The organism is Gillisia sp. Hel_I_29 (genome assembly GCF_000744275.1).
Lineage (GTDB): Bacteria > Bacteroidota > Bacteroidia > Flavobacteriales > Flavobacteriaceae > Gillisia.
This window is the reverse complement of the sequence record NZ_JQLP01000005.1, coordinates 2171875-2197336: the sequence shown is the minus strand read 5'-3', so window position 1 is coordinate 2197336 and position 25462 is coordinate 2171875. Positions and strand designations below refer to the sequence as shown.

At 33.8% G+C, this 25462-nt stretch carries 22 protein-coding genes; 5 read left to right on the top strand and 17 right to left on the bottom strand.

The window, feature by feature from the left end:
• Window positions 1-17: 17 nt before the first annotated feature.
• Entirely contained in the window at window positions 18-527 is a 510-nt protein-coding gene (locus tag P163_RS15195; protein ID WP_034893156.1) for an SRPBCC family protein, read from the bottom strand.
• Between the two features lie 199 nt (window positions 528-726).
• Between P163_RS15195 and P163_RS15190 the strand changes: the two genes are divergently transcribed.
• Window positions 727-1569, top strand: coding sequence for a DUF2911 domain-containing protein (locus P163_RS15190; protein WP_034893153.1), 843 nt, complete (start codon window positions 727-729; stop codon window positions 1567-1569).
• A gap of 70 nt (window positions 1570-1639) precedes the next feature.
• Here the strand turns inward: P163_RS15190 and P163_RS15185 are convergent, their stop codons facing one another.
• From P163_RS15185 to P163_RS15140, 10 genes are all read right to left on the bottom strand, one after another.
• Window positions 1640-2611, bottom strand: coding sequence for a Gfo/Idh/MocA family protein (locus P163_RS15185; protein WP_034893150.1), 972 nt, complete (start codon window positions 2609-2611; stop codon window positions 1640-1642).
• Window positions 2601-4310, bottom strand: coding sequence for a sodium:solute symporter (locus P163_RS15180; protein WP_034893147.1), 1710 nt, complete (start codon window positions 4308-4310; stop codon window positions 2601-2603). The genes P163_RS15185 and P163_RS15180 overlap by 11 nt, the downstream gene beginning before the upstream one ends.
• A 109-nt stretch (window positions 4311-4419) precedes the next feature.
• A complete protein-coding gene (locus tag P163_RS15175) occupies window positions 4420-6909 on the bottom strand; it encodes a PIG-L family deacetylase (protein WP_034893144.1) in 2490 nt (829 codons plus the stop codon).
• Between the two features lie 73 nt (window positions 6910-6982).
• Entirely contained in the window at window positions 6983-7522 is a 540-nt protein-coding gene (locus tag P163_RS15170) for a mechanosensitive ion channel domain-containing protein (protein ID WP_034893141.1), read from the bottom strand.
• A complete protein-coding gene (locus tag P163_RS15165; RefSeq protein WP_034893138.1) occupies window positions 7522-8430 on the bottom strand; it encodes a hypothetical protein in 909 nt (302 codons plus the stop codon). Before P163_RS15165 ends, P163_RS15170 begins: the two co-directional genes overlap by 1 nt.
• A gap of 30 nt (window positions 8431-8460) precedes the next feature.
• Window positions 8461-9051, bottom strand: a complete 591-nt coding sequence (locus P163_RS15160; protein WP_034893135.1) for a Maf-like protein — start codon at window positions 9049-9051, stop codon at window positions 8461-8463.
• A gap of 3 nt (window positions 9052-9054) precedes the next feature.
• Window positions 9055-9972 carry a geranylgeranylglycerol-phosphate geranylgeranyltransferase gene (locus tag P163_RS15155; protein ID WP_034894480.1) on the bottom strand — a complete coding sequence of 306 codons (918 nt, stop codon included), beginning with the start codon at window positions 9970-9972 and terminating at the stop codon, window positions 9055-9057.
• Window positions 9973-9976: 4 nt separating this feature from the next.
• Window positions 9977-10303 (bottom strand): DMT family transporter, encoded by a 327-nt coding sequence (locus P163_RS15150; protein WP_034893132.1) that lies wholly within the window; start codon window positions 10301-10303, stop codon window positions 9977-9979.
• Window positions 10300-10821 (bottom strand): KdsC family phosphatase, encoded by a 522-nt coding sequence (locus P163_RS15145; RefSeq protein ID WP_034893129.1) that lies wholly within the window; start codon window positions 10819-10821, stop codon window positions 10300-10302. Before P163_RS15145 ends, P163_RS15150 begins: the two co-directional genes overlap by 4 nt.
• Entirely contained in the window at window positions 10805-11566 is a 762-nt protein-coding gene (locus P163_RS15140) for a Rossmann-like and DUF2520 domain-containing protein (protein ID WP_034893126.1), read from the bottom strand. The genes P163_RS15145 and P163_RS15140 overlap by 17 nt, the downstream gene beginning before the upstream one ends.
• A 338-nt stretch (window positions 11567-11904) precedes the next feature.
• Here P163_RS15140 and ccsA point away from each other — a divergent pair, with 338 nt between their 5' ends.
• Window positions 11905-15087 carry a cytochrome c biogenesis protein gene (ccsA, locus tag P163_RS15135; RefSeq protein ID WP_034893123.1) on the top strand — a complete coding sequence of 1061 codons (3183 nt, stop codon included), beginning with the start codon at window positions 11905-11907 and terminating at the stop codon, window positions 15085-15087.
• Window positions 15088-15158: 71 nt separating this feature from the next.
• Here ccsA and fumC read toward each other — a convergent pair whose 3' ends face one another.
• Window positions 15159-16556, bottom strand: a complete 1398-nt coding sequence (gene fumC / locus P163_RS15130; RefSeq protein WP_034893120.1) for a class II fumarate hydratase — start codon at window positions 16554-16556, stop codon at window positions 15159-15161.
• A gap of 207 nt (window positions 16557-16763) precedes the next feature.
• Here fumC and P163_RS15125 point away from each other — a divergent pair, with 207 nt between their 5' ends.
• The gene (locus P163_RS15125; RefSeq protein WP_034893117.1) at window positions 16764-16955 is read left to right on the top strand and encodes a hypothetical protein; all 192 of its coding nucleotides are present in this window, start codon (window positions 16764-16766) and stop codon (window positions 16953-16955) included.
• A 131-nt stretch (window positions 16956-17086) separates the two neighbouring features.
• On the opposite strand, the gene P163_RS15120 is transcribed toward P163_RS15125, so the two are convergent.
• The 4 genes from P163_RS15120 to prfB all read right to left on the bottom strand — a co-directional run bounded on the left by P163_RS15120 (window position 17087) and on the right by prfB (window position 21600).
• Window positions 17087-19576 (bottom strand): TonB-dependent receptor domain-containing protein, encoded by a 2490-nt coding sequence (locus P163_RS15120; RefSeq protein ID WP_034893114.1) that lies wholly within the window; start codon window positions 19574-19576, stop codon window positions 17087-17089.
• 109 nt (window positions 19577-19685) lie between these two features.
• The gene (locus P163_RS15115; protein ID WP_034893111.1) at window positions 19686-20060 is read right to left on the bottom strand and encodes a hypothetical protein; all 375 of its coding nucleotides are present in this window, start codon (window positions 20058-20060) and stop codon (window positions 19686-19688) included.
• 19 nt (window positions 20061-20079) lie between these two features.
• A complete protein-coding gene (arsC, locus tag P163_RS15110; protein WP_316930084.1) occupies window positions 20080-20439 on the bottom strand; it encodes an arsenate reductase (glutaredoxin) in 360 nt (119 codons plus the stop codon).
• 62 nt (window positions 20440-20501) lie between these two features.
• Window positions 20502-21600, bottom strand: a protein-coding gene (prfB, locus tag P163_RS15105; protein WP_156100721.1) for a peptide chain release factor 2 whose coding sequence is annotated in 2 segments (ribosomal slippage) — window positions 20502-21536 and window positions 21538-21600 — 1098 coding nt in all. Because the reading frame shifts where the segments join, the coding sequence is not laid out codon by codon here.
• Between the two features lie 180 nt (window positions 21601-21780).
• Between prfB and P163_RS15100 the strand changes: the two genes are divergently transcribed.
• Window positions 21781-22845, top strand: coding sequence for a threonine aldolase family protein (locus P163_RS15100; protein ID WP_410503400.1), 1065 nt, complete (start codon window positions 21781-21783; stop codon window positions 22843-22845).
• Window positions 22846-22890: 45 nt separating this feature from the next.
• On the opposite strand, the gene P163_RS15095 is transcribed toward P163_RS15100, so the two are convergent.
• Complete coding sequence (locus P163_RS15095; RefSeq protein ID WP_034893108.1) at window positions 22891-23214, bottom strand: YbaB/EbfC family nucleoid-associated protein; 324 nt, start codon at window positions 23212-23214, stop codon at window positions 22891-22893.
• 127 nt (window positions 23215-23341) lie between these two features.
• Between P163_RS15095 and P163_RS15090 the strand changes: the two genes are divergently transcribed.
• Window positions 23342-25402, top strand: coding sequence for a S9 family peptidase (locus tag P163_RS15090; protein WP_034893104.1), 2061 nt, complete (start codon window positions 23342-23344; stop codon window positions 25400-25402).
• Window positions 25403-25462: the final 60 nt, after the last annotated feature.

The following is a 25462-nucleotide window of genomic DNA, read 5'->3' as shown; positions in this document are numbered from 1 at the left end:
TTTTATAAAATGATGTATTAATTTAATACATCTTGTTTTAAAGTGGGTTGAGGAGCAGCTCTTTCATCATATTCTCCAAACAATTCGATTAATTTCTTTTTTCTATAAGTAAAGATCTCTTTTAATTTTGGAGCCACTAAAACGGGATGAACTAACTGCCCCAGAATTCCTAGTGGAATTTTATAGTCTATAATATCTTCCATCTCTACACCTCCTGGAATTTCCTTTATAAAATGTTTATGATGCCAAAGATCATAGGGGCCAAAGCGCTGTTCATCAACAAAATATTCTTTATCTCTAACATGAGTGATCTCTGTTACCCATTTAGTTTTAATTCCAGCTACCGGAGTTACTATGTATTGAATAATCTGACCTTGAAACATTGGTCTATCTGCACCAGAAAGAATATGAAATCCCATATAATCTGGAGTTATAGTTTTTAAATTCTTTGGATCTGATAAAAAGTCCCAAGCTTGCTGTACAGTAATAGGCAGTTTTTGTTTGGAGTGAAGGTTGTATATTTTCATAATATGATATTGTATGGTAAATTTAGGTCTTATTATGTTTAACTAAAAATAATAAAAGTTAAACAAAAACTAAATCGATTGTTCTTGTTATTTTGTTTTATTTTTTATTGAGAATCTACATTTTTATCTATTTGAACTTTCTAAGTTCAAAAATTTTGAAGTTTTAATGATTATATTTGAATGAATTAAATCTGAAATTATGAAAAAATCAATACTCGTATTATTTACCGCTTTATTAGCGTTACCATCTTACGCTCAAATTAAATCTCCGCAGCCAAGTGCGTTTGGGAAGATAGAGCAAACTGTTGGGTTAACCGATGTGAAAATTGAATACTCAAGACCTAATATGAAAGGCAGAACCATTTTTGGTGACCTTGTTCCATTTGGTGAAATATGGCGTACGGGTGCAAACTCTAACACCATCATTAGTTTTAGTGATGATGTGACTATAGAAGGAAAAAGCTTGGAAAAAGGAACATATGCAATTTATACAATACCAAATAAAGATTCCTGGCAAGTTATCTTTTATAAAGATTCTAAAAATTGGGGTACTCCAGAGAAATGGGAAGAATCTAAAGTAGCTCTTAAGGCTGAAGCTAAAGTTAGCGAGCTTCCTTTTAAAATGGAAACTTTTACGATCATTCCCAATGATATACTAACCAATTCTATGGTTTTGGATTTTGTGTGGGAGAATACTGCTGCATCTCTTACTATTAATGTACCTACAGAACAGAATACGATGGCCAGTATAGAAAAAGTTATGAGCGGTCCTACAAAAGAGGATTATTTTGCAGCGGCTAGTTATTATCATGAATCTGGGAAAGATCTTAAGCAAGCACATGAATGGGTATTAAAAGCTACAGAAGGGAATAATGATGCTTATTGGATGTGGAGAAGACGTTCTTTAATAGAAGCAGAATTAGGAATGAAAAAAGAAGCGATTTCTAGTGCTAATAAATCATTAGATCTAGCACAAAAAGCTAATAATAAAGACTACGTAAAAATGAATCAGGATTCTTTGAAAGAATGGGGAGCTAAATAATAAGCCCACATTTAAATTTAAAGGTAGCCTCAATAATAATAATTAAGATGTATTATTGAGGCTTTTCTATTTAATATTCTAGTGCTATCTGTTTTCTGATTTTATCTAATAAAGAAATTAGTAACAGACTTTTTTTGTGTGTCATAACGGTACTTTCAACTCTATTTTCTGATAGCATCTTTTGAATATGCGCAGCTTCAAAATTATAGCCTATAGATTCTACATCAAAACCTCTGGTTTCTTCTTTCCCATTAGATTTTATAAATAGGGAAGTAGGCTCATGAAATCTACTTCTAATAAGCACTTCTGCATCTTCAAAAATTAATTTTGCTTCTGTATTAGTAGTTTTATTAATAGCACTGCTTAACTCTGCCTTAGCATTTTTATAGCTGAAATTGATGGTACAGTCTTCATCTACTCCTGTTTTTCCTATCGTTCCGGTAGCACTTATTGCATCCGGCTCTCCTAATAACGTCATAGCAGCAAAAACAGGATAAATCCCAACATCTAAAAGACTACCTCCACCAAGTTCTTTATTGAATATTCTTTTTTCAGAATTAAAGGGAGCTTCAAATCCAAAATCTGCAGTAAGTTCTTTTAATTTTCCAAATTTTTTGGTTTCTACAAGATCTAAAATATATTCAAAATGAGGTAAAAAATGTGTCCATAAAGCTTCCATTAAAAACACATTTTCGGTTCTGGCGGCAGCTATCATTTCCTGAACCTGATGTTCATTAATTCCCATTGGTTTTTCACACAGAACCGCTTTTTTATTTTGAATACACATTATAGTATTAGCATGATGAAAAACATGTGGGGTAGCTATATAAATTATATCTACATCTGGATCTTGCGCCAAGGCTTCATAAGAATTATAAGATTTAGCTGCTTCAAATTTCTCTGCAAATTCTTCTGCTTTTTCACTAGATCTACTGGCAACGGCATATAATTCTGCTCCTTCAACTCTTTGAAGATCTTCTGCAAATTTATGTGCGATCTTACCAAGACCAATAATTCCCCATTTATAACTTTTAGTTGTCATCGATCAATTTCTTGTTTGGTGAATATATAATTGTTTGAAGTATAATAGCTATTAAAATAACCAATCCGCAGCCCAATAAATTAAGCCATAAATACTCCATAGTATCAAAAACATAGGCAAAGATCACTATGATCTGAGTGATAATTGCCGCAATAAAAACGGCATTGCTGTTCACATATTTTATAAAAAAAGCTAAAAGAAATATTCCTAATACATTTCCGTAGAAAATGGATCCTATAATATTTACAAGCTGAATTAGATTATCAAATAAATTGGCAAAACTTGCAAATATAATCGCGATGATCCCCCATCCCAAAGTGAAGTATTTTGAGGCTTTTACTAATTTCTCTTCTGAAATTTCAGACTTAAGATTTCTCTTGTAAATATCTATAGTTGTGGTAGAGGCAAGTGCATTTAATTCTGATGCCGTTGAAGACATTGCGGCAGATAGGATTACAGCAAGCAACAAACCGATCAATCCTCGAGGTAAGTTGTTTAAAATGAAATGGATAAAGACATAATCTTTATCGTTGGTTTCTACATCTTGTTTGGTAGCAGCAATAATTTTTTTGGCTTTTTCTCGCGTATCATTTTCAGCAACATCAAGCTGCATCATTTTATCTTTATAAATAGTGGTTTCTTCTGAAGAAGGAGACTTTAGACTTTCTCCATATTGAATGGCAACATTATGCTTTTCATTTTGAAGCTGCTCATTTCTATCCATTAATCTTTGATATTCTGAAGCGTATTCAGAATTTAGTACTGCTCTTTCTGCAGCTGGATTAAAATTAAGCGGCGCCTGATTAAATTGATAAAATACAAATACCATAACTCCCACTAGAAGTATAAAGAATTGCATGGGCACTTTTAATAAACCATTAAATAATAAGCCAAGTTGCATTTCTTTTACAGAGCGACCGGTAAGATATCTTTGCACCTGACTTTGATCTGTTCCAAAATAGGATAAAGCTAAAAATGTTCCACCAATAATTCCGCTCCAAAAGGTGTATCTATTGCTAAGATCGAACGAGAAATCCAACACATTCATTTTTCCATTTGCACCGGCAATTTGTAAGGCATTGCTAAAATTTATGTTTTCTGGTAAGTAGCTTATAATTAGAAAAAATGCAGCGAACATTCCGCCAAAGATCACCGCCATTTGTTGTTTTTGGGTGACATTTACAGCCTTGGTTCCGCCGCTAACTGTATAAACAATTACTAAAACTCCTATTAAAATAGTTAGTGTGGTAAGATTCCACCCTAATACAGCAGATAGGATTATGGCAGGAGCAAAAATGGTAATTCCCGCAGAAAGGCCGCGCTGTGTAAGAAATAGTAGTGCTGTTAAGGTTCTAGTTTTAAGATCGAATCTGGTCTCTAAATATTCGTAAGCAGTATATACCTGCAGTTTATGATATATAGGAATAAATACCATACAAATAATCACCATGGCAATTGGTAATCCAAAGTAGAATTGAACAAAGCCCATTCCATCGTGATATGCCTGCCCAGGTGTAGAGAGAAAGGTAATAGCACTAGCCTGTGTTGCCATAACAGAAAGACCAATGGTCCACCATTGTGCATCTCCACCTCCTTTTATATAGTCTTTTACATTTTTGCTATTTCGAGTTTTATAAACCCCAAAGGCTACAATAAATGTTAATGTTCCAATAAGTACTACCCAGTCTAATAATTGCATTTTAAGAAAATGATTTCATTATTACATAAAAGATAATAATGTACGCCATGTTGGCAACTAACATCCAAGTGTAACTTTTTTTCCAGATATATTTTTCAGGTTTTTGCATTTACTTTCCTATTGAAACCAAATTAGCAAATAAGCGGTAAGCTCCAGGTACACCTTCCGGAAATTGTCTAAAAAAGCTTAATCCGGTATAGATGAAATATCCTTTTCCATATTCAGAAATTAATAAGCTTCCTTTCATAGGTTCCTCATTAGTATCATGCATAGAAAGAACAGGTGTAAATTCTTTGCCCCAAGAATCTGGAAAATATAAACCCCGTTCTTGCACCCAATTATTAAAATCTGCAGCTGTGATCTTATTTGGAGTATTCAAAATGGAGGCTTCAGGTTCTAAAAAACTTACCTCGGCATCTTCTTCTGTAACTCTATCTCTAGATAGTTCTAGTTTGTATGGAGCAAGCTTATTGGTTACAATTCCTCGATTGTTGTTGTATTGAACTATTAATGTTCCACCGTTGAATGCATATTTCAAAAGCTCAGCTTGTTTGAATTTCAAAGTTTCAACAATATTGTAGGCTCTAATTCCAATAACTAAAGCATCAAATTTTGCGAGATTTTTAGCGGTAATAGTATGAACGTCTAGTAAGGTAACTTTATATCCAATTTGTTCTAAACTTTCTGGCACTACATCTCCGGCACCGGCAATATATCCAATCTGGTCCCCTTTCTTTTTAATGTTCAGCTTTACCAATTTAGTTTTAGCAGGTACTATTAAAGATTGAAATGGGATATGATCATAATCTATAGTAACTACCTCGTCAGAATATTTTTTATTTCCTATAGTTACTATTGGAATAATTTCAGACTCACTTGCACCATTAGGAGGTGTTATATTAAATTGAAAAGTTTTGGAGGCCCCTTTACCTTCAATTTCAAAGTCTGCAACCTCAGGTGTAAGTTTCCATGTATCTGGTACTTGGAGTTTGAGCGTACCAGCAGCTTTTTCTTTTTGAGAAGTAAGAACTACACTTATTTTTTTGGAAGCTTCATCTGGAAAGATCATCACTTTCTCATTAAATTTTACAGATACTGCAGGAACGATTTCAAATGGCTGAATTATTTCACCCTTAACATCATCTGTATATTCATACAGAATATTTTTAGTGAAAGGGATCTCTGTCCCTTCTACCATGATTTTAAATTCAACATTTAAGTCTCTTGGTGTTTCCGGTAAACCTATTAGGTTTTGGTCTTTTACATTATACATTCCAATACCAAATTGCGATCTTAACCAATATGGAGTTGTATATTCTACATTTTCAGGAATATTTAGATTTAGCTTTCTAGACCAGCCAATATTATTAGTAAGATCAATTCCTGGCTTACTACTAGATTTAGCAGTACTTAGATTAACAGATACCAGTCTTAAACTAGAATTACTTCTATTAATAGCCTCTAGACTTACTTCTATATCTTCACCCGGAGAAGCGTTAGCACTCGAGACTTTTGCATCTAAATATAATCCTGCACAGGCTGCAATTATTTCCTTGATCTCTTTAATTTTTACCTGTTTCCAATAACCATTATCTAATCGATCTAGTAATGAGTATGCTTTTGCCAGTTCTGGTAAGCTTGCAGATGGATCTTTAAAATTATAATTTGCCTGGACGTTCGTAAGAATTTCACCTATTTCTTTTCCTCCTTCAATTCTATTCCAGGACGTATCAATTCCATCAAAAAGATTTGAGGTGTCTTTTGGCATTTCTCCGGCTATTAGTTCTATATATTCTAACTGACTTCCTCTTGAACCCGCACTACCAAATCCTTGAGATCTATGGGAACTTCTACTTAGAGCTGCAATTTCAGGATTTGATAATCCCTGAGACGGAAAATAAACGCCGGTTTCAAACTTCAGGAAATTAGATTTATCTGCTTTTTCAAACGCTTTGTCACTGCCATAGAACCACGGAGAGGTATTAAAAAATAATCTTTTTGGATAATGTGTTTGTGCTAGCGCTAATTGATCTTGAAAAGCTGTTTTATCGCCTGCCAGATCAAAAGCCTCAACACTAAGTAGGGCAGAAGCGGTGTGCTGCCCATGAGTATCCCCGGAAGTTCTATGATTAAACCTATTTATAATTACATCTGGCTTAAAGTTTCTTATAGTCCAAACTACATCACTTAACACCTTATCCTTATTCCAAATATTCAAAGTTTCATCTGGAGTCTTGGTATATCCAAAATCAATAGCTCGTGTAAAGAATTGATTTCCTCCGTCTATTCTTCTTGCCGCCAACAATTCCTGTGTTCGAATAACCCCAAGAAGCTCTCTAATTTCGGGACCTATAAGGTTCTGCCCTCCGTCTCCTCTAGTTAATGACAAATACCCTGTTCTTGCATGTATCTTGTTGGAGAGATAGGATATTAATCTTGTATTTTCATCATCGGGATGGGCAGCTATATAAAGCACGCTTCCGAGAAAATTTAGTTTTTTAATAGACTCATGTATCTCTGCAGCGTTTAATTTCTGGGGAGTTTGAGCATGTAAACTAGTGAAGGAGAGGCAGATTAAAAGCGCAAAAATTTTTTTCATTTGAAAGCGTTGTTTTTCAAGTCCTTCAAATATATAAACTTTATAACTGCCAGTCCATAAGATTTAGCGTTTCCTAGAGTGAATCTTTACCCTCATCTAAGTAAACATCTTTCTGAATAAGTGTTACTGCCTTTTGTAAGATCAAATTATTTGGATAGGTGGTAAGCTCACCTTCATCTGTTCTTAAATGCAGATGAAATGCTTTAATATCTTCAATTACTGCTTCTATTGGAATATCTTTATCATGAATTCTAATCTTATCACCAATTTTATAAGGGAAAGAGAAGAATAGAATAACTCCAGACGTAATGTTGCTTAGTATAGACCAGATGGCGAACAAGGCAACACCAATAACAGCAAATACAGACGAGAAAATTAAAGAGATCTGTTGCATACCCATTCCCCATGCTATAGATAATAAGAAGAATGCAATTAAGATCACCAAAATATTAATGTATTTGAACATTAATCTGGTACGTGTAATATTTATCTCACTTCTCTTTCCAACTCTATGAGCTGCTTGCTTTAAGAGAAATTGAAAAATTATCAATAGCACGAAGATGGCAATAGTATAGCCAATTTCATTTTTATAAACCGTTACTAGTTCGTACATCAATCTAAATTAAGCGTGTCGCGCAAAGATAAATCTTTATTAGAATTTTTGTTCCAGTAATCAGATTTTATAGTTTTCATTTTTATAGCAGATGTCACGTATTCTTTACCATTTATTATAACGGTTTCTTCCCACTTTTCTATGTTATATGGAAACTCATTATGATAATAGATCTTTAAGGTTCTATCTAATTCTGGATATGAGATCTTATATACAGAAAGCTCTTCTTTTTGATAAAACTCTGCAAGAGCAGTGTATGGATGTATGGTCTTATGATTTAATAATAAGTATTCAAAAGATGGCAATATCTCTATATCTCCTGTTGGTAATTTATTGGGAGCGATTCTTACCTGAGTCCATATTTCATTTTCCAACCAGATCTTTTTTAAATTTAATGCTATATCTGCAAGATCTTCAAAATAGCTATGAGCTATAAGTTTAAAATTTTTGTTATTATTTAACTGTAAATACATCTGCCCACACCATTCTTGTGAGGAAGCAGTAACTTTTAAAGCGTGCTCCTCTTCATTTAATGGATAAAAAGTACTTTCCATAATAGAATACGGATAAATTCCGGTAGTGAACTTTTTAATGGCATTAAGCTTGAGTATTGGTTCTGAATTATTAGTTTTCTTATCGGCCTTTACCTGCGCTTCAGTATTGAAATCTTCAGTTACGTAGATAAGAGAGACGGTGCCTTCGCGCTGTTCGTTATATCTAAATTGATCTAACTTATAAGTAGTTATCTCCGCCTCGCCAGAAAACCAATATTCCTTAAAATCATTAGAGAGCTCTCTATTTGGTGCCACGCTCGTCTCATTCCTATTCTCGTTCTCATTTGCCTTTTGCTTACAAGCATTAATAAATGCAAAGATTATTAGAAATAGTATAAAATTTAAAAATCTCATAATCGGCAGTTTTACCTAAATTTACAAAAATCAGAATTGGGAGATCTCCGCAAGATTTTTATATACAAGGTGAGTTGGCATTCCTACCACATTAAAATAACTACCTTCCACTTTAGTAATGCCTATAAGACCTATCCATTCCTGTATACCGTAAGCTCCGGCCTTATCAAAAGGTTCGAAATTCTCTATATAGTAGATGATCTCCTCTGCACTAAATTCTTTAAAAGTAACCTTGGTTATATCATGAACCGTACGTTGAGTTTCTTTGGTGGTAAAGGTTACAGAAGTAATAACCTCATGCGTTTTTCCAGAAAGCGATTCTAACATTGTAAAGGCATCTGTAGCATCTATAGGTTTGCCTAGGGCTTTCTCCTCATTCCAAACAATGGTGTCACTAGTTATTAGAATATCGTTAAATTTAAGGTCTTCTCGTAATGCTTCTGCTTTTAATTCTGAAAGGAAATTCGTGATCTCAAATGATGTTAGTTCTGGAGGATAGATCTCTTCAACAGATTTTAATTTTACGGTAAAAGGTATATCAAGCTCTTTTAAAAACTGATGTCTTCTTGGTGAGCCGGAAGCTAAAATAACTTGGTGTCGTTTTAAAATATCTTTAAGCATAATTTATAATAATATGAATTGATAGATCGCTATAGAGAAAAGGCCAAATAGCATGATTAGTTTTAGAGTGAAACTTAAATGTGAGAATTCTTTGATGGTTTTAGCTGAAAAGATTTTCGTAATAAAGTAGAGTAATGGCCCTACTAATAAAAGTAAGGTGTATAGAACGGCATAAATATTATCATACAGATATTCATACATATAATAGATTATAAGAATAAAGGGGATTAATGCAATTGCAGCAATTACTTTATTAGCCCGATCTTTTCCAATAGCTATAGGAATAGAATTACGGCCTGTGTTAAAATCTCCATTTACATCTTGTTGGTCTTTTACCATTTCTCTCAACCAGTTAATAAGAAAAGCAAAGAGTGCGTAATCTAAAATAATAGAGAACATCACCGCCTGAGTGGGTTGATTTTGAGGGGTGATGGCCGGCATTAGATCATATAAACCTATTATCAAAATAACCATAGCTACTAAGCAGCTAATTAAAATATTACCTAAAATTATAATATTTTTTAGGTACGTAGCGTAAAGATATAATAGGGCTGAAATAATAATAAACATCGCAGAGAATCCTGGTCTTTCAATAATATTAGAAAGGTAGAATCCAATCCCCACACCTAAGATGGTCAAGGCAATATAAAAATTGAAACCTAACTTTTCTGAGATGCTTTTTCCAATTATTATCTTATTCGGTTTATTAATTAAATCTGCTTCCTGATCGTAAATATCATTAATTATATTTCCTGCAGCTGCAATACATAAAGTGGAAAGACATAATAATAAGAATTGAAAATCTGTTAATGTTGTTGCAATACCAAATCTTTCAAATAGAAAATATTTAATAAAAACCTGAGTAAGAATTATTAAGATAAGATTAGGGAATCTCACAAGTTTAAGAAAACTGTAAATCATGGTATTAGTTGGAAACAAATTTTAGCCCGATAAGAGACATAATTAAAGTACTTAGAAAAAAGATCCTCCAAAAGGTTGCAGGTTCTTTAAAGAAAAAAATACCTATTATTACAGTTCCAATTGCTCCAATCCCTGTCCATACAGCATAGGCAGTACCAATTGGTAAAGTTTGCGTTGCCTTATAAAGTAAGGTCATACTGCAGGTAAGAGCTATTAGAAAACCTAAAAGCCAATAATTACTAGTTGCTCCAGTAGTAAATTTTGCTTTCCCTAAACAAAAGGCAAATGCAACTTCAAAGAGACCGGCTACAATTAACAATAACCAATTCATAATGCGTCTGTGTTATTCATCCATTTCCCCTGTACTTTCAATACCTGTTCAATTACATCTCTAACGCAGCCTTTGCCGCCTTTCTTATGAGATACATATCGGCTAATTTCTTTTACTTCTGGAGCTGCATCCTGAGGGCAACATGGCATTCCAATTAGCTTCATTACATGTAGATCTGGAATATCGTCTCCCATATAAAGCACATTATCTTTATTAAGATTGTAAATATCTATAAACTCATCTAATACTTCTACTTTATCCTGAACTCCAAGATAGATATCTGTAATTCCAAGATCTCTTAATCTTTTGCGTACTCCTTCATTTTTTCCCCCAGAGATTATACAAACTGTAAAGCCTTCTTTAACCGCAGTTTTAAGTGCATATCCGTCTTTAATGTTCATACTTCTTAAGAGTTCCCCTTCTGTACTAATTTGAATGGTTCCATCGGTTAATACTCCATCTACATCAAAAATAAAGGTATCGATATGATTTAGGTATTCTTTATAATTCTTTTCCATAAAGGCCTTGGATTGCGTGAGTTATTATTTTGTAAATATTTCGTTGTTCATTACTAATAAGAGATAGATGTTTTTCTATAACAGCTTCATCATTTCTCTTTGCCGGACCCGTTTGAGAACTTAACGGACCTATTTTAGTAGCTTTTTCTGCCGTTTCTATTATTAATGGGTGTAAGATCTCAAATGGGATATTGTTGTTCTTGCAAATATCCTCCCCTATAGTATACATATAGTTTGCAAAATTGCTAACAAATACAGCGGCTACGTGTAATTTTTTTCTTTGATCTGAATCTATCTTATATACATTCTTAGAGATATCCATAGAAAGTTTCTCGAGAATAACTTCATCATCCCTATGACTTGCTTCTATACAAATAGGAATTTGGGAAAAATCTACCTCTTTTGTTTTTGAGAAGGTTTGTAGCGGATAGAAAACTCCGCCTCTCTCCATGCCAGTAAGAGCTTTCATAGATGTTGCCCCAGAAGTGTGAACAATAAGCGCATCTTTATTTGGCAGAGTCTTAGCTACTGTAGAGATTATATCATCTTTGAGAGCCAGAATATAAATATCTGCAACTTTTAGTTGCTCTATATTAGAGGTAGTATCAACCTTGTCTTTAAAAAAACCGAGGTTTTCTTTAGTTCTGTTGTACACTTGTACCACTTGAAAATTCTTAGAAGAAATTAAAGCTCTAAAAAGATGCGTGGCAACATTACCGGCACCAATAATAACAATACTAATCATAAGACAAAAATACCAAAATTTATAAGCACAGAATTGATATGTATCACTTTACTTTTTATCACTTCCTTGAGCCTTCATAAATAAAAAGTTGAAAGTTAATTATGACGAAGTATCTTTATTTATATGTTAAAATATGATATTTAATTTTCAATTTTAAGAATCCTCTAAATACTTTTCTTTTTAATATGAATTAAACATGATAAAAATCTCATTAACCCCTGATATTGCTATATTCTTTGCAATCTTAATATTTGCTTAGTATATAGGAATTGTCTTTTCTTAAAGGAGGTTAAGTGTTTAAATTTAGTTAAATTTGCACTGTTTTAAAGAAGTTTTAAATGCAAAATAAAATAGCGTCTGTCCTGTTCTCTACTCGAATTATGGCAGTCTTGTTCATTGTCTTCGCCATCTCTATGGCTTTAGGAACATTTATCGAAAATTGGTATACTATAGACACCGCTCGAGTCTTAATTTACAACACTTGGTGGTTTGAGGGAATCATGGTGTTTTTTGTGATTAACTTCTGTGGTAACATTGTGCGTTTTAACATGCACAAACGCGAAAAATGGTCTTCTTTAGTAATTCACCTTTCATTTATATTTATTCTTTTAGGAGCTTTTATAACTAGATACATTAGTTATGAGGGTATTATGCCTATAAGAGAAGGTGTAACCACTAATAAATTCTTTTCTGAAAGAACCTATTTAAGGGTGAGTATGGATGGAGAGATAGAGGGGGAGCCTAGAAGAAGAACCATTGAAGAATCTGTGCTCTTAGCCATAGAAACTGAAAATGATATTGAGATCGATACAGATTTTAACGGTCAGCCGGTAAAAGTTGAGGTAGTTAGTTTTATTCATGGGGCCGAAAATGGTTTGGTGCTTAGCGAAAATGGAGATAACTATCTTAAGATCGTAGAAGCTGGGAGTGGTCAAAGACATGATCATTATCTAAAAGAAGGTGAGATCACCAGTTTGCACAATATTCTTTTTGCTTACAATAAACCTACAGACGGTGCTGTAAATATTAGTATAGATGGAGACGAGGGAACGTATAAGATAAATTCTCCATTTGAAGGAGATTTTATGCGCATGGCAGATCAGTTTAAGGGAACTGTAGTTGCAGATAGCACCCAGGTTCTTATGTTAAGATCTCTATATAATGTGGGGGGAATGCAATTTGTTGTTCCAGAGCCAGTGGCACGTGGAACTTATGAAATTGTTCCTACCAAAGTTAAAGATAAGAATCAGCCAGATGCAGTGAGCCTTAAAGTTTCTACTGGCGGAGAATCTAAGACCGTAACGATAATGGGTAAAAAGGGGATCATTAATCCTCCGGAAGATCTAACATTAGGTGGATTGGATATTCATCTTAACTATGGTTCAAAAGAAATGGAACTTCCGTTTTCTATTAAACTTAATGATTTTATTGCTGATAAATACCCCGGAACGGAAGATAATGCCGTTCCTAGATATTCTGCATTTAAAAGTAAAGTTGAAGTAATTAAAGCTTCAGGAGAAAAAATGCCCTATGAAATTTTTATGAACCATATACTAGATATGGATGGATATAGATTCTTTCAGGCATCTTTTGATCCTGATGAAAAAGGAACAGTCTTATCTGTAAATCACGATTTCTGGGGAACTAATATTACTTATGCCGGTTATTATCTATTATACTTAGGATTAATGCTGATCTTATTTGATAAAGGAAGCAGATTTGGAAAATTAAAGACGATGCTTGATAAAGTAAAAGCGAAGAAAGCAAAGATCATAACCATAGTAGCTTTTCTGTTGATCTCTACTGGTGGTTTTTCACAAACAGCAAATTCTGAAGATGCAGATACCCATGCTCACATGGATAATAATCAGGCTACTTTAGATTCGCTGCTTCAAAGTATTGCTGTTCCAAAAGAACACGCAGCAATGTTTGGTAGATTGATCATTCAGGATGCAGGTGGTAGAATGAAGCCGGCAAATACATTTTCCTCAGAATTAATAAGAAAATTAAGCAAAAAGGATACCTATGAAGGTTTAAATGCAGATCAGGTACTGTTATCTATGACAGAAAATCCAGGCTTGTGGTATAATGCTCCTTTGGTTTATATAAAAACGGGAAATGATAGTATTAGAAAAATCTTAGAAGTTGATAAGGATAAAGAATATCTTTCTATGACAGATTTCTTTGATGCTACGGGAGCGTATAAATTATCGCCATATCTTGAAGATGCTTATAAGGCAACTGTTCCAAATAACTTCGAGAAAGACTTTGTTGAAACAGATAAAAAAGTGAATTTATTGTTCAATGCTCTTAATGGCAAAATGTTAAGAATCTTTCCTATTCCGGGAGATAAGAATAACAAATGGGTTTCTTTTCCTGAAGTTGAGGAAGCTGGGTTTACGGGAATAGACTCTGTTTACGCAAAACAAGTGCTTCCAATTTATATGAGTACGCTAAATGCAGCTAGAGATTCTGGAGATTATACTCAAGCAGAGGATCTTCTGAAAAGTATTCAGGGTTACCAGAAAAAGTATGGAAGCGAAGTAATGCCTTCTGAAAGCAAGGTAAATGCAGAGATCTTATATAACAAATACGATATTTTTAAAGGTTTGTTCAGTTGGTATTTATATGCCGGGACGATAATGTTCATTTTTGTGATCGTTCAAATATTTAGAGATTCAAAAGTTATAAGAACTTTAGTTAAAGTAAGTGCTTTTGCTGTTCTAGGCTTATTTATACTTCATACGCTTGGATTGGCGGCGAGATGGTATGTTTCTGGCCATGCTCCGTGGAGTGATGCTTATGAGTCTATGATCTACGTAGCATGGGCTACTATGTTCTTTGGATTGGCTTTTGGAAGAAAAAGTTTTCTAACCATAGCTTCTACGGCATTTGTTGCATCTATGATATTAATGATAGCTCACTGGAACTGGATGGATCCTGCTATTGCGAATTTACAGCCGGTATTAGATTCTTATTGGTTAATGATACATGTGTCTGTAATTGTAGGTAGTTATGGACCCTTTACCCTAGGAATGATTTTAGGAGCAGTTTCTTTGATCCTTATGATTCTTACTACAGAAGATAATAAGGTGAAAATGGAATTGAATATTAGAGAGATTACCATAATTACTGAAATGGCCTTAACCGTAGGTTTGGTAATGTTAACCATAGGGAATTTCTTAGGAGGGCAATGGGCCAATGAAAGCTGGGGTAGATACTGGGGATGGGATCCTAAAGAAACATGGGCACTAATAAGTATTATGGTATATGCGTTTGTAATACATATGAGGTTGGTACCAGGGCTGCGCGGTAAATGGTTCTTTAACCTAATGTCTATCATTGCATATTCAAGTATCATGATGACCTATTTTGGGGTAAATTTCTATTTATCGGGTCTGCATTCTTACGCTAGTGGTGATAAAGTTATTACACCAACATTTATATATTACACTATGGCAGGAGTTGCAGTTCTTGGAGCTGTCTCTTACTGGAAGTATAAAAAATACTATACTAAATAGAAAATTTTAAATCAATCAAAAAAGCCACCTTAATAAAGGTGGCTTTTTTGATTGATTTAAATTGGAACGGATTATTTCATTCCTCCAACCATATCTTTAGGTTGTACCCATTCATCAAATTCTTCTTTAGTAACATAACCCAAATTCACGGCTTCTTCTTTAAGAGTAGTTCCGTTCTTATGAGCAGTATTAGCTATTTCAGCAGCTTTATAGTAACCTATTTTAGTATTTAAAGCGGTAACCAGCATTAATGAATTATCTAGCAGCTCTTTAATTCTTTTCTTATTTGGTACTATTCCGCTGGCACAATGTTCATCAAAAGAAGCACATGCATCTCCTAATAATTGTGCACTTTGTAAAAAGTTTGCTGCCATTACAGGTTTAAATACATTTAGTTCAAATTGCCCTTGCATTCCTCCAACACTAATTGCAACATCATTCCCCATCACTTGTGCACATACCATTGTTAATGCCTCACATTGTGTTGGGTTTACTTTTCCTGGCATAATAGAAGATCCTGGCTCATTTGCCGGAATTTCAATTTCTCCAATTCCACTGCGGGGTCCTGAAGAAAGCATTCTTATGTCATTAGCAATTTTATTTAAAGAAACAGCAAGTTGCTTTAATGCGCCGTGAGATTCTACCAAGGCATCGTGAGCAGCAAGTGCTTCAAACTTGTTAGGAGCAGAAGTAAACGGAAGGTCAGTGAATTTTGCTATAAATTCTGCCACACGCTTTGAATATCCTTTTGGTGTATTAAGTCCTGTTCCTACCGCAGTTCCTCCAAGTGCCAATTCTGAAAGGTGTGGAAGGGTGTTTTCTAGAGCCTTAATACCGTGATCTAGTTGAGCTACATATCCGCTAAATTCCTGACCTAGGGTTAGGGGAGTAGCATCCATAAAATGAGTTCTACCAATTTTAACTACATCTTTAAACTCTTCAGATTTTTTCTTTAAAGTATTTCTAAGTTTCTTAACACCAGGAATGGTAACCTCTATTACCTTCTTATATGCAGCAATGTGCATTCCGGTTGGAAAGGTGTCATTAGAAGATTGCGATTTATTTACATCATCATTTGGTTGAAGCGTTTTCTCGCCTTCACCAATAACTTTTCCGTCAAGTTGATGAGCTCTGTTGGCAATTACTTCATTCACATTCATGTTACTTTGAGTACCACTACCGGTTTGCCAGATCACAAGAGGGAATTGATCATCATGCTTACCCGCTAGAATTTCATCACACACCTTTGCAATATGATCTCTTTTATCTACCGGAAGTACCCCTAATTCACAATTCGTAAATGCAGCAGCTTTTTTTAAATAAGCAAAACCGTATACAATTTCTAACGGCATACTTCCCGGGGCTCCAATTTTAAAATTATTTTTAGAACGTTCAGTTTGGGCTCCCCAGAGTTTATCTGAAGCAACCTTAACCTCTCCCATAGTATCTTTCTCTATTCTGTAGTCCATAGTTTTATAATGTTAGATTACAAATTTACATTTTCATGATTTTTAAAGCTTTAAAATATTTACAAAATTTCAATATTTAAAGTCCAATTTTAGTAAAAATTTTAATTTTAATTGATATCACAAAAAATAAGCAAAAACTTTTATTTTTGTTGGCATAGGCAAGATAGAGTTACTATCTTTGCTATTATTTGAAAATCTCCTGAAATTATGTTTGAATTTGATCAATACCTTGGCTTTTTAGCTTTTCTTATTATCTTAACCATGGGATTTTGGTTAATGATTTTTTTAATGAGTATTCTACCTTACTGGATAGGAGGTTCATTATTAGAAAAGTATAAAATGAAGAAAGAAAAGAAACGCCTGGAAAGAGAAGAAAATTCTAGAAAGAATTTATCTTAGAAAATTCCCTGGATTTTTTATTGTCTTTCATAGTTTATTTGAACTAAGGCATTATTAAATCAAACGTATCTTTATAAAATAAAAAAGGTGGTCTAATTTAGACCACCTTTTTTATTTAGTATTATTAAAATCTATCCTTCATAATCTCCACCATCGTCATTTCCAGCAGGTCTTCTACGTTGTGTTTCTTTTTTCTGATTGAATCTGTACATTAGAGATAATGTTATTTGACGCTCTCTCCATTGAAATTCGCTGTCTTGAACAAATCTATCTGTAATAGTTGTAGAGTTACGTTTTCTAGAATTAAGTAAGTCAGATACATTTAAAGTAAGTGTTGCTTTATCTTTAAATAGATCTTTGCTCAACGCCATGTCTATAGATAAAATCCCGTCAGACTTGGTTTGAGAATTCTCTTGTTGCCCTCTATAGAAAGCATTAGTTTGCCAATCTATTTTTGCTGGTAAACTTACTTTAGAGCTAAAACGTGCAAACCAACTATTATTCTTATTACTATAATCTATATCATTATATTCACCATCCTTCTCAAACTGAAAATAGTTAAAACTACCATTCAATCTTAACCATTTTGCCGGATTGTAAAGTACTCCTGCTTCAGCTCCAATTCTTTGTTCGCTAGAAAGATTTATAGGAATCGTTCTAATGATCTCTGTACCATTAAACAATTGCCCGGTACCTTGTTGAACTCTTTCGAAAGCATTTGTTTCATATTGATAATATACAGAAGAGGTAAGAGTTAATTTATCCCATCTTTTTAAGTAACCAAGGTCATAAGCATTTGCATAGGAAGGCGCTAGATTAGGATTCCCCTGAAAAACGTTGGTTCTACTAGATCTTGATGGAAATGGATTAATGAACCAACCTCTAGGTCTGTTTATTCTTCTGTTATATCCTAAGGTAACATTTTCAGTTTCACTTAGTTCATAAATAAGGTTTACCGTAGGGAATAAACCTAAATAATTATTATCAAAATTTGTATCTATAGGAAAGCCAAATTCTTCTTCTATCTCTGCATCTGTAAGCGGACTATCTATATCTCCTTTTAGTTGCGTGTTTTCTAATCTTAATCCTAGTAAGAAAGAGAATTCTCCAAATTTAGTTCCATACTGAGTATACAAAGCGTTTACATTTTCTGTATATGAAAATATATTGGTAAGTGGGCTTAGAACTAATTGCTCGCTTATTGGATCTTGAACATCTAATCTATAATCTGTGATCTCTTCTTTAAAATTCCCTCTATAACCTGCTTCAAATTGAGAGTTCTCGCCAAACGGAAGCACATAATCTGCTTGTATTAAATATTCTGTCTGATCTTCTTCATTAAGTACTTTTTCTGAAGGTAAAAACCCTGCTAACCCCGGAGTATTTTCAAATAATGGAGTTTCTGTAATAAAGGATGGCTCTTCATCACTGCTTTTTTCATATTGAAAATCTGCAGTTAATTTATGACCTTTTTCATTGAACTTTGTAATGTAGTTTAACGCAAATTGGAAGCTATTATCTTTCTCTTCCTGAACTTCTTCTCTTAAAGTTTCGAGTTCTAAGGTTCCATCGTTAAACTTCTGGGTAAAATTCTCGGTAATATCCTTATCGTTTCCAAATCTCCAGAATCCGGTAGCGGTTATAGAAGACATATCGTTTAAGTAATATTCAACCCCAAGATTAGTGTTGAAACCTCTATTTAATCTATCATAATCTCTGTTTTCAATTACTCGGTCAAAATCTCCGTTTGTATATCTAGTATCAAAGAAAGCATTACCAGGTCCCTTTCTATAGTTATAACCTGTTGTATTGAAGATGTTGTATTTGTCTGTTCTTAAATTTACATTGGCCGTTGCTCCATAAGTTTCTGGAATCCCAATATTGGTGGTTAAAGAACCATTAAACCCTAAGGTCTTTTCTTTTCTTAATATAATGTTCAGAATACCTGCAGTTCCTTCGGCATCATATCTGGCAGATGGAGAAGTAATTACCTCAACTCGTTCTATAGCATCTGCTGGAAGTTGACCTAATACATCTGTAGAACCAAAACCTGCCATGGCAGATGGCTTTCCATTAATTAAAATCTTTACGTTTTGATTTCCTCTAAGGCTAATTGCACCTTCAACATCTACAGTAACTGCTGGTACATTATTTAATGCATCACTTACGGTTCCACCCGCGGTAGTAAGATCTTTCCCAATGTTATAGATTTTTTTATCTAACCTAACTTCTACCTGAGTTGTTTCTGCTCTTACCACTACTTCATCTAGACTGTTAGTGCTTAAGCCAAGTTGAATAGTTCCAAGATCCAGATCTGCATTTATATCTTTATTATTGAAGGATTTGCTTTGAAATGAGATAAATTCAATCTTTACATTATAGATTCCGGCTGGAACTTCTATAGAAAAATTACCTTTTAAATCTGTAACACCACCATTTACATAACTTGGATCACTTACTTTAGTTACAATTACAGTAGCGTATTCTAAAGGAACTTTAAGATCATCATCGATCACTTTTCCCGTGATGTTGAATTCTTTCTTTTGAGCAAAAGCTGTGTTGTGGAGTGAAACAATAAATAGCAACAGCGTGCTAAGGAGAAGTAATTTTTTGGTGGTCATAACATATTTTTGTTGTTAGACCTCTTAAGAGAACAATGGTTTAATGAACCATCGTTAAAATCTTGTTATAACCACCAAAAAATATTAAATAAGAATGTTACTGTATTGATTATGAATCCATAATGCGGTTCGGAATTTTTTTATTTATTCCTACGTACGCATCAAATTGATCTGGACTCATCAATTTTCTTAGTCTTCTGTGCTCTTTTGATTGTACCTTTTGTAAACGCTGTATCTTATTGGTACTATGTTCACCATTAATGATCTCATTTTTTCTGATGGTGTACTCCACAATAATATCTTCTAATTGAAGAGATTGTTCTTCTGTTAAGCTTAATGTATCTTTCCAATTAAGTGCAATTTCTTTAGCAATATCTTCAAGATCTTTTCTATTTCTGCGGTGTAAGAAAATATGCGTATAAACAAATCCCCCAACCAGCAGCGTGGATAATCCTAATAAAAGGAGTCTGTTTTGTAGTTTCATGATTTGATGATTTAGTTTATTATAAAGTATCTTTTAGTAAGTATTGAATGTTGGAAGGAGGTCTTCCAATTACAGCAAGAAGATCGTCTTCAACTATAGGTCTTTCTATAAGCTTTGGATTCTCAACCATAATCTTGATCAATTCAGGGTTTTCAAAATTTTTATCTTTGAAGTTATCTTTCCAAATTTTCTCGTTAACTCTTATCAACATTTGGGGCTCGATCTGTAATTTATCTAATAATTTTTTGAGTTCTTCTTCTGTTAATGGTTCCTTTAAATACTCTCTAATCTTAAATTCTTTTCCAGAATTTTTGATGAGTTCAAGGCCTTCTCTAGATTTTGAACATCTTGGATTGTGATAAATTGTAAGTATTCCCATTAATTCTTGGCTTTAAAATACGTAATAAATTTCACTTTAGTTTGTAATAGATCAGTTTTAAATCAATCTTCATGCCGTTGCCCCATCATCATTAAATACGCTTTTAAGAATTGGTCTATATCACCATTCATAATAGCTTCTACATTACCAGATTCTTGAGCTGTCCTAACGTCTTTTACAAGTTTATAAGGATGCATTACATAATTTCTTATCTGAGATCCCCATTCTATCTTCATCTTAGAGTCTTCTATCTCTCTTCGTTGAGCTTGCTGTTTTTGAAGTTCGATCTCGTAAAGCTGACTTTTTAATAGCTGCATAGCCTTGGTTTTGTTTTCTAACTGAGATCGAGTCTCAGAATTTTCTATTACAATACCGGAAGGGGCGTGCTTAAGTCTAACGGCAGTTTCAACCTTATTAACATTTTGACCTCCGGCTCCGGAAGATCTCATGGTTTCCCAAGATATGTCTGAAGGATTGATGTCTATCTCTATAGTATCATCTGCAAGAGGATATACATATACAGAGGCAAATGAAGTATGTCTTTTAGCGTTGCTGTCAAAAGGGGAAATTCTTACCAAGCGGTGAACGCCATTTTCTCCCTTAAGCCAACCAAAACCAAAATCTCCATCAATCTCTAGAGTTACAGTTTTTATACCTGCAACTTCTCCAGCCTGATAGTTAAGCTCTTTTATTTTATAACCATGTTTTTCTGCCCACATAAGATACATGCGCATAAGCATCTCTGCCCAATCACAACTTTCTGTACCTCCAGCTCCGGCAGTTATTTGCAGTACGGCACTTAAGCTATCACCTTCCTCAGAAAGCATATTCTTAAATTCCATATTTTCAATAACCTCTAATGCTTTGGTATGTCTAGATGCTACATCTTCTGCAGTAGCTTCTTTCTCTTTATAAAATTCAAAGATCACTTCAAGATCTTCAACCAAAGTTTCTGCTGTATGATAGTCATCTACCCACTTCTTTTCAGTGTTTAGTTCGCGCATCATTAACTCAGCCTTTTTAGGATCATCCCAAAAATCTGGAGCAAAAGTCTTTTCTTCTAAATTGGTGATTTCTATTTGTTTGGCATCAACGTCAAAGATACCTCCTTAACGCAACCAGGCGATCTTTGAGTTCCTTTATATTATCTGTTGTAGTCATAATAGTGTGTTTTAGATGTAAAAATAGAATTAAAGGTGGCTTCAGGAAAGTATTTAACGATAATTTTATAGATTTAGGCAAAGAAATTAGCTCAGCATAATGCGGTGTAATTACTTAATTTTTATGCCAAATTTAAACTGAAGAGTTAAGAATCTATATATAGATTTTATTTGGCTCAAAATGAATGTAATAGTAAAAGAAATTATAACAATGATGTCAATAGAAATAGATCTAAGAAGTGATACGGTAACCAGACCTACAAAAGGAATGTTACAAGCAATTATAAGTGCTAAAGTTGGGGATGATGTTTATAAGGAAGATCCTACGGTTAATGCATTAGAAGAAAAATTAGCCAAGATGTTTGGTATGGATGAAGCTTTATTTTTTCCTACCGGAAGTATGGCCAATCAGGCAGCCATTAAATTACATACCCAGCCCGCAGAGCAATTAATTTGCGATAAATGGGCACATGTGTATAATTACGAAGGGGGAGGAGTTTCCTTTAATAGTGGTGTCTCCTGTAAGTTAGTAGATGGAAATAGAGGTTTGATAACCGCAGATCTCGTAGAAGAAAGCATCAATCCACCAGATTTTTATCATAGCCCACTTACTAGTTTGGTATGTCTTGAAAATACTACTAACAAAGGAGGAGGAGCGTGTTATGATCTAGAGACCATCAAAGAGATTAGAAAAGTTTGTAATACGCATGGCTTAGGATTGCACTTGGATGGTGCAAGATTATTTAATGCGATAGTTGCTAAAAAGCAAGACCCCAAAGATTTCGGGAAGTTATTTGATACCATTTCTGTTTGTTTATCTAAAGGTTTGGGTACCCCTATGGGCTCTGTATTAATAGGAAATAAAGACCTTATGAAAAATGCGATTAGAGTTCGTAAAGTTCTTGGAGGTGGGATGCGTCAAATGGGATTTATGGCAGCTGCTGGAATTTATGCTTTAGATAATCATGTTGAAAGGCTTGAGCAAGATCATAAGCGTGCAGATGATATCGCCAGATCTCTAAGAAGGCAAGAATATATTCATGAAGTTGAGCCTGTAGAAACCAATATCATTATTTTTTATCTAAAAGAAGCTTCCTATGAAAAGAGTTTTATGGAGCAACTACAAAAGGAAAATATTAGAATAAGTAATATGGGACATGGAAAATTAAGGATAGTTACACATCATGATTATCCTGAAGAAAGTCACCAAAGATTCTTAAAAGTTCTAGATAACATCAGTTTATAAAGAGAATATAAAATTAAAAAGCCGGTTATTAAACCGGCTTTTATTTTATTTGAACATATCCAACCCAGGAATATCCGGCATTCCATCTTTAGCTACTGCCGCTAATTCTGTTTCATTAATTTCATGTGCTCTATTAATGGCTTTGTTCAAAGTAAGAACTAGGTAATCTTCTAGTTGCTCTTTGTCTTCCATCAGCTCATCTGCAATAGAAACATTTCTAATCTCTCTGGTAGCAGTAATAGTGATCTTAAGAAGACCATCTGCAGATTGTTCATCTATTAGAACAGTTTTTAAACGCTCTTTTGTTTCTTCTACTTTTTGTTGGGTTTCTTTGATTTTATTCATCATCCCCATCATATCTCCAAACATAAATTTTATTTTTAAATATTGAGCTTCAAAATTAGTGAATTCAATGGATAAATAAGCTAATTGTGCCCATTGTCTTAGTTATTTTGTTAGGAAGCTTTACCTTTGCACCAGCATAAATTACAAGCAATTGAAAAAAGAAATTCTAGCCCCTCAGGCTCTTAAAAAAGTGAAAGAGCTTCAAGCTCATAATGAAACGAGGATAGATGAGTATTACTGGATGAATGATAGGGAGAACCCTGCAGTAATTAATTATCTTGAAAATGAAAATGAATATAATGATATGATGACGGCTCACACCGCAGCATTTCAGAAAAGTCTTTTTAAAGAGATGAAGGGTAGAATAAAAGAAGACGACTCTTCTGTACCTTACAAGCTACATGGATATTGGTATTTAACCAGATTTGAAAAAGGAAAGGACTATCCGGTCTATTCTAGAAAAAAGGAAACCTTAGAAACTTCAGAAGATATTCTCTTTGATGTTAATTTAATGGCTGAAGGTTTTGATTATTATAGTTTGGGTGGTTTAAATGTGAGCCCGGATAATAAATTGATAGCTTTTGGTGTAGATACCGTAAGTAGAAGAAAGTACACAATTAGAATAAAAGATCTGGAATCTGGGGAACTGTTAAAAGAAGAAATTCATACCACCACCGGAGGTTCAACTTGGGCTAATGATAATAAAACACTTTATTACACCAAGAAAGATGAACAAACTTTAAGATCTAACCAGATCTTTAAACACATTCTGGGAACAGATCCTAAACATGATGTTTTGGTTTATGAAGAGCATGATGAAACTTTTAATACCTACATCTACAAATCTAAATCTCAGGAATATTTAATTATAGGATCTCACAGCACCTTAACTAGTGAATATAGAATTTTGGACGCTAATGATCCAGAGGGAGAATTCAAAGTCTTTCAATCTAGAGTAAGAGGTTTGGAATATGGAATAAGTCATTATAAAGATCATTTTTATGTTCTTACCAACGAGGGTGGAGCGATTAATTTTAAATTGATGAAAACACCTGTTACCGATACAGAAATTCAGTATTGGGAAGAGGTAATTCCACATAGAGATGATTATCTACTAGAGGATATAGATATTTTTGAAGATTATTTAGTGGTGAGTGAGCGTAATAACGGACTCAATAAAATAAAGATCACAAGATGGGATACTGGAGAAAGCTTTTTTGTTCCTTTTGATAATGAAACTTACACTGCTTATACCAGTATAAATCCAGATTTTGAGATTGATATTTTAAGGTATACTTATAATTCCTTAAATACGCCTACCTCTGTAGTTGATTTTAATATGGCTACCAAAGAGAAAACCGTTCTTAAAGAGCAAGAGGTTTTAGGAGGTAATTTCGATAAAGATAATTATCAAACAGAACGAATTTGGGCAGATGCAGAAGACGGAACTAAAATTCCGGTTTCATTGATTTATAAAAAAGGTATTAAGAAAGATGGATCTAATCCATTATTACAGTATGCCTATGGCTCTTATGGATCTACTATAGATCCTTATTTTTCTACTACAAGGTTAAGTTTGTTGGATAGAGGATTTATCTATGCAATTGCGCATATAAGAGGGGGTGAGTACCTAGGAAGAAAATGGTATGAAGAAGGAAAATTACTTCAGAAGAGAAATACTTTTACAGATTTTATAGATGTTTCCAAATATTTAATAGATCAAAACTATACATCTAATAAACATCTGTATGCCATGGGTGGATCTGCAGGTGGATTATTGATGGGGGTTATTATAAATATGGCGCCACAATTATACAATGGTATTATTGCTGCAGTTCCTTTTGTAGATGTTGTAACTACCATGTTAGATGATAGTATTCCATTAACCACAGGTGAGTATGATGAATGGGGGAATCCTAATGATAAAGAATATTATGATTATATGCTAACATACTCGCCTTATGATAATGTTAAAAGTCAGGACTATCCAAATATGCTTGTTACAACTGGATTGCACGATTCTCAAGTACAGTATTGGGAACCGGCAAAATGGGTTGCTAAGCTAAGAGAAAAGAAAACAGATGATAACTTATTACTGTTCCATACTAATATGGATGCAGGCCACGGAGGCGCCTCTGGAAGATTTGAAGCCTTGAAAGAGGTAGCTGAAGAGTATGCCTTTTTATTGGACCTTGAAGGAATTACCTTATAATTAAAAAATTTCCCGTAACTTTGGGCGGTTTTTGTGATTAAGATTATTTTAAGTTTTTAG

Excerpts from the sequence above, each read along its gene's own strand:
- P163_RS15195 (WP_034893156.1), bottom strand. The coding sequence starts at position 527 with ATGAAAATATACAACCTTCACTCCAAACAAAAACTGCCTATTACTGTA.
- P163_RS15190 (WP_034893153.1), top strand. The coding sequence starts at position 727 with ATGAAAAAATCAATACTCGTATTATTTACCGCTTTATTAGCGTTACCA.
- P163_RS15185 (WP_034893150.1), bottom strand. The coding sequence starts at position 2,611 with ATGACAACTAAAAGTTATAAATGGGGAATTATTGGTCTTGGTAAGATC.
- P163_RS15180 (WP_034893147.1), bottom strand. The coding sequence starts at position 4,310 with ATGCAATTATTAGACTGGGTAGTACTTATTGGAACATTAACATTTATT.
- P163_RS15175 (WP_034893144.1), bottom strand. The coding sequence starts at position 6,909 with ATGAAAAAAATTTTTGCGCTTTTAATCTGCCTCTCCTTCACTAGTTTA.
- P163_RS15170 (WP_034893141.1), bottom strand. The coding sequence starts at position 7,522 with ATGTACGAACTAGTAACGGTTTATAAAAATGAAATTGGCTATACTATT.
- P163_RS15165 (WP_034893138.1), bottom strand. The coding sequence starts at position 8,430 with ATGAGATTTTTAAATTTTATACTATTTCTAATAATCTTTGCATTTATT.
- P163_RS15160 (WP_034893135.1), bottom strand. The coding sequence starts at position 9,051 with ATGCTTAAAGATATTTTAAAACGACACCAAGTTATTTTAGCTTCCGGC.
- P163_RS15155 (WP_034894480.1), bottom strand. The coding sequence starts at position 9,972 with ATGATTTACAGTTTTCTTAAACTTGTGAGATTCCCTAATCTTATCTTA.
- P163_RS15150 (WP_034893132.1), bottom strand. The coding sequence starts at position 10,303 with ATGAATTGGTTATTGTTAATTGTAGCCGGTCTCTTTGAAGTTGCATTT.
- P163_RS15145 (WP_034893129.1), bottom strand. The coding sequence starts at position 10,821 with ATGGAAAAGAATTATAAAGAATACCTAAATCATATCGATACCTTTATT.
- P163_RS15140 (WP_034893126.1), bottom strand. The coding sequence starts at position 11,566 with ATGATTAGTATTGTTATTATTGGTGCCGGTAATGTTGCCACGCATCTT.
- ccsA (WP_034893123.1), top strand. The coding sequence starts at position 11,905 with ATGCAAAATAAAATAGCGTCTGTCCTGTTCTCTACTCGAATTATGGCA.
- fumC (WP_034893120.1), bottom strand. The coding sequence starts at position 16,556 with ATGGACTACAGAATAGAGAAAGATACTATGGGAGAGGTTAAGGTTGCT.
- P163_RS15125 (WP_034893117.1), top strand. The coding sequence starts at position 16,764 with ATGTTTGAATTTGATCAATACCTTGGCTTTTTAGCTTTTCTTATTATC.
- P163_RS15120 (WP_034893114.1), bottom strand. The coding sequence starts at position 19,576 with ATGACCACCAAAAAATTACTTCTCCTTAGCACGCTGTTGCTATTTATT.
- P163_RS15115 (WP_034893111.1), bottom strand. The coding sequence starts at position 20,060 with ATGAAACTACAAAACAGACTCCTTTTATTAGGATTATCCACGCTGCTG.
- arsC (WP_316930084.1), bottom strand. The coding sequence starts at position 20,439 with ATGGGAATACTTACAATTTATCACAATCCAAGATGTTCAAAATCTAGA.
- P163_RS15100 (WP_410503400.1), top strand. The coding sequence starts at position 21,781 with ATGAATGTAATAGTAAAAGAAATTATAACAATGATGTCAATAGAAATA.
- P163_RS15095 (WP_034893108.1), bottom strand. The coding sequence starts at position 23,214 with ATGTTTGGAGATATGATGGGGATGATGAATAAAATCAAAGAAACCCAA.